The following is a 4,048-nucleotide window of genomic DNA, read 5'->3' on the forward strand; positions in this document are numbered from 1 at the left end:
TGGGAGAAACAACGTAATAAGCAAAAAGCCAGTGTGTATTGGGGTTTCCAAACCAAAGACGCTCGCCGGAAAATGCAGCATTTATATCCGAGCTTAACCTAGCAAAGTTTGCTTGGTAGACTACTAGAGCGCAACCAGCGCTTGAGCAACGAGCTTGAAGCAGCTTGTCAAAAATACGGACTGACACACGGGCAAATAGATTGGGTCAGTTTCAGCACGACTTTGTACCTGAATCGCCAACGTGTAGGTTTTGTTGGATATAACCTGGAAGACAAATGGTACAGCCGACGTAATCAACTGGGAAGCAGCCGCATAACTGAAAGTGCTGATGCAGCTATTATTGCGCTAGGAGTAAGGCAAGCAGTGGCAGCGTAGTCCCAAACATAGAAAGGCGATTGCACGCTAAGAGAATGCAATCGCCTACGAACTAAATCGCCAACAACTGAAATAATGACATACTACACAGCAAATAGATGCTTACTTGAAGAAAATTGTTTGGATGAGTCCCCAGACAGAATTCTGCTGCCTCCAACCGACCCCAATGCAGAGGTGTGGGATATCTCAGGTTATAGGCTGGTGTACTGCAAAGGAGCTTGTCCGAAGGTTTACCGCGTGTACAGGGATGATTCAATGCTGGGTTTGGTGTTTCAGCACATCACCCATTGGGCGAATGAGGTAGACAAAATCAGGTACGCCAAGCCTCTTGATGCAGCGGTTGCCCTGATCAACTTCGCATTGTGGCGAGTCAAACCACCAGATATTACAGCGAGCGCAGCGTAAAATACAGGTGGGAGCTACCCACCGACTGATTTAAAAAGGGTAAGCAGATAAAGGAAACAGTACCATGCTTCAACCTTTAGTTGAGCCAATAACATTTGAAGAATTTCTGGAGTGGAAACCAGATAACGGGAGATATGAATTACATAAAGGAGTCATAGTAGAAATGCAGCCAACAGGCGACCATGAGTTAGTCAGAGCATTTTTGATTAGAGAACTCAATTTTGAAATTCGTAGATTAAACCTTGCGTATTCCATCCCTGGACAAGCATTAGTTAAAGCAGTGGACAAAAAATCTGGTTATATTCCAGATGTTTTGATATTAAATTTACCTAACCTAGCTAATGAACCACTTTGGAAAAAATCATCAACAGTATCTCAAGCAGAATCGATTCCATTAATAGTAGAAGTTGTAAGTACGAATTGGCGTGATGACTATTTCCTCAAGTTTGGGGAATACGAAGAAATGGCTATTCCCGAATATTGGATTGTTGACTATGCTGCTCTCGGTGGAAAGCGATTTATAGGCAATCCCAAGCAACCAACAATATCAGTTTACGGTTTAGTCGATGGAGAGTATCAAGTTACTCAGTTTCGAGGGAAAGACCGCATTCAATCGCTAACTTTTCCAGAGTTAAATCTGACTGTTGAGCAAGTTTTTCAGACTGCTTCACCAGAAACATTTTGATGATATCAACAAAATAGTCGTAAAATGTATTCTTTATTTTCGTTAGAAATCATCAAGTTTTGAAGCGCTTTGTTAACAGCAGAGCGCTTGTTTTATTGTGGCGTTCGCTAACACAAAATTAATAGCAACACAGGATTTTCAACATGCCTAGAAAATTCAATAGCTGCTCTGAGATAACAGCAATCAACCTACTGGATTCGCTTCGGGTACGCGGTGGTTCTGCTCCTTTGCATAGTATTAGTTTTCCGCAAACAAGCATTCAATATCTGCTAGATAAGCAACTGGTGCGAGTCAAGAATACTGGATGCGGCTTTTTGGTAGAGATTATCAAGCAGATTATCAAGCATCAGTGAAAAGAATAGCTTCGCTAAAAGTTTGTGAAATTTAGGTAATTAATGGTGAAAATTATGACAGTTACACTTGATACATTCAAATCTCCGGAATTCCGTGGTAATTTCTCTAAATTGCCAATTTGTCAATTGTTGAATGGGAAAAATATCTTATTCATTAAGTCCGACAATATTAAACTATCAGGTTGGGTGAAACGAGCAGAAGTTGAAAATTTATTAGCTCAACTGCAAGCCACACCCAAAGGTAAGAAATTCACCTTACCTGAAGGATATGATGTTGCTTGTGGTACTCCATTCATTCACACTTACCGCAACGGTAATTCTGAATCAGGCTTGGCTTTTGAATGTCCCAGGATTCATGTTTTAGCTTCCAGTCCTAGAATGATTGAGGTGAACGATAAAGGCGCTGAAGCGGGGATTGGACGCAAGGGGGATATCATAGGTAACTTTGAGACTTGGCACGGTCAATCAATTAGAGAATCACACCCAAAAGAGTTTACTACACTCCGCACCTTGCACATGATTTACTTGGTTGATACGAGCGGCAGCTTTCTTCATAAAGTTCCTTTAGTTTTGACAGTTCATGGTGGTGCAGCTGCATTCTTTGGGCAACAGTTAGAGAACTTTTACAAGCTTGTAGAGATTGCTTATTCTGATAGTCAAGGTGAGTCATTCTACACCCTAAATGAGCAAGCAAGAGCCGTTACTGTATTTCAACCAACATTCGATACAGAGCTTGTGGGTACTGATGCTCGTGCTGAGGTATGCGCTGTTGTGGGATTTAATGAGCCAACAGCAGAGAACGTGAAAGAGTTTTTCAATCTCCCCAATGCTGAAAAGATTTGGGGAACACAGCAATCATTATCGGGGTTTGCTTCTAGATACTTAAAGCAGTTTGAGAAGTTTCATCAGATTGCGCCTGGTGTAGAAGTTGATGAATTTCCAGAAGAACAATTTGGTAAAACTATGCCAAAGAATCAAGTTGATGACCTTTACCACCAAGTGAAGCAAGAGAATTTAACAGCTTTGCAACAGGATGAAGATCCCGATAATTTCTAACTTCAATGGGGTGTATCTATTGCACCCCAAATTTACCAATCAACATTAAAAGGATGAATATGTTTGAAACTCACACATCAAAAGACGGAATTACGGTACTCATTTGTCAGATGGATGACAAGCATTTGAGTAACACGATTAAGGCTTACTGTCGAGAAATCGAAAAGTGCAGAAAGGTGATCACTCAGCCATCTGCTGAAAATCAGATGATTGCAATTTTTAATAGCAATTATAGCCAAGCCAATATTAAAGAGCAGGCAGTGAATCAACTGAAAATTTACCACCAAAGATTACAAGCATATTTAGGAGAAGCATTGTTGCGTAGTTTAAATCTCAGTCACGAGTTAAAAATAGCTTACGGCAGAACAGGGCAAATTAAAAATGCTTCTGGTATCACCCTCGAATTGATTGAAGGTGACGATGACGATGATTACGAAGATGATTATTCTCATCCTGGTCATCCAAGCCACTACGGTAACAGATAAGAAGTCCTACTGAAGACAGAATTCAGAATACCCTATGCCTGTTCGCGCAGCATTCCCACAGAACTAAATAAATTTAAGGCAATCAGCCATGAAACAACTAACAGGTTTTATGCCCATCGCAGCACTGCCAGCATCTACTGCGGCTTCTGCTAAAAAGCAACTGCTTGAAACAATCGATTGGCTTCAAAAAGAGGGAGCAGCGAGTGTTACCAATCTCAAATTAATAAATGCAATTACCGAATCAATTCTCTGGTCTGAAAAATCATACACAAGATTCCTACAATGCGGGTTTGATGCAGCAATTGAGCTATTTGATATCAGTTCTCAGAACTGGGAATTTGAAGAATCAATGTCATCACGTCATAACCCCCGAAATTGGGATGAGTACAAACAGCTTGCAACTTGCACGAACATTGTTTTGACATCAGCATGATTGCTTTGTCAACGCTCAAGAGCTATCACACAAACCATAAGCCGCAAGGAGAATAACCTATGTCAAGAAAACCCACTACTACCCCTGCTGATCACTCTTCCCAATGCCTACAATACCTTCGTTGTTGTGGCAGGGTAAACGCATCTAAGTATAGTACATAAATACTAAGAGAGATAAAGGCAGCGATCGCTCATGGTATAGAGGTTGAGCAATAAGGCTTTGATGGTAAAGTCATTGTAAAAGTAGCAATATTGCC

General features: G+C 40.9%; 7 protein-coding genes. All 7 read left to right on the forward strand.

The window, feature by feature from the left end:
* Nucleotides 1-108 precede the first annotated feature (108 nt).
* The 7 genes from FNW02_RS37535 (at nt 109) to FNW02_RS37565 (ending at nt 3,792) form a co-directional block, all read left to right on the forward strand.
* The gene (locus FNW02_RS37535) at nt 109-375 is read left to right on the forward strand and encodes a hypothetical protein (RefSeq protein WP_191762535.1); all 267 of its coding nucleotides are present in this window, start codon (nt 109-111) and stop codon (nt 373-375) included.
* A 75-nt stretch (nt 376-450) separates the two neighbouring features.
* Entirely contained in the window at nt 451-780 is a 330-nt protein-coding gene (locus FNW02_RS37540; RefSeq protein ID WP_191762536.1) for a hypothetical protein, read from the forward strand.
* A gap of 64 nt (nt 781-844) precedes the next feature.
* Nucleotides 845-1,465: a Uma2 family endonuclease gene (locus tag FNW02_RS37545; RefSeq protein ID WP_191762537.1), complete on the forward strand. Its 621-nt coding sequence runs from the start codon at nt 845-847 to the stop codon at nt 1,463-1,465.
* A 143-nt stretch (nt 1,466-1,608) separates the two neighbouring features.
* Nucleotides 1,609-1,818 carry a hypothetical protein gene (locus FNW02_RS37550; protein WP_191762538.1) on the forward strand — a complete coding sequence of 70 codons (210 nt, stop codon included), beginning with the start codon at nt 1,609-1,611 and terminating at the stop codon, nt 1,816-1,818.
* 54 nt (nt 1,819-1,872) lie between these two features.
* The gene (locus tag FNW02_RS37555; RefSeq protein ID WP_191762539.1) at nt 1,873-2,874 is read left to right on the forward strand and encodes a DUF5895 domain-containing protein; all 1,002 of its coding nucleotides are present in this window, start codon (nt 1,873-1,875) and stop codon (nt 2,872-2,874) included.
* A gap of 59 nt (nt 2,875-2,933) precedes the next feature.
* The gene (locus FNW02_RS37560) at nt 2,934-3,359 is read left to right on the forward strand and encodes a hypothetical protein (RefSeq protein WP_191762540.1); all 426 of its coding nucleotides are present in this window, start codon (nt 2,934-2,936) and stop codon (nt 3,357-3,359) included.
* 88 nt (nt 3,360-3,447) lie between these two features.
* Nucleotides 3,448-3,792 (forward strand): hypothetical protein, encoded by a 345-nt coding sequence (locus tag FNW02_RS37565; RefSeq protein ID WP_191762541.1) that lies wholly within the window; start codon nt 3,448-3,450, stop codon nt 3,790-3,792.
* The last annotated feature ends 256 nt before the right edge of the window (nt 3,793-4,048 follow it).

The organism is Komarekiella delphini-convector SJRDD-AB1 (assembly GCF_014831675.1).
GTDB lineage: Bacteria > Cyanobacteriota > Cyanobacteriia > Cyanobacteriales > Nostocaceae > Komarekiella.

What these genes read in the sequence shown, in the direction of transcription:
- FNW02_RS37550 (WP_191762538.1), top strand. Translation starts at nt 1,609, where the DNA reads ATGCCTAGAAAATTCAATAGCTGCTCTGAGATAACAGCAATCAACCTA.
- FNW02_RS37540 (WP_191762536.1), top strand. Translation starts at nt 451, where the DNA reads ATGACATACTACACAGCAAATAGATGCTTACTTGAAGAAAATTGTTTG.
- FNW02_RS37555 (WP_191762539.1), top strand. Translation starts at nt 1,873, where the DNA reads ATGACAGTTACACTTGATACATTCAAATCTCCGGAATTCCGTGGTAAT.
- FNW02_RS37560 (WP_191762540.1), top strand. Translation starts at nt 2,934, where the DNA reads ATGTTTGAAACTCACACATCAAAAGACGGAATTACGGTACTCATTTGT.
- FNW02_RS37565 (WP_191762541.1), top strand. Translation starts at nt 3,448, where the DNA reads ATGAAACAACTAACAGGTTTTATGCCCATCGCAGCACTGCCAGCATCT.
- FNW02_RS37545 (WP_191762537.1), top strand. Translation starts at nt 845, where the DNA reads ATGCTTCAACCTTTAGTTGAGCCAATAACATTTGAAGAATTTCTGGAG.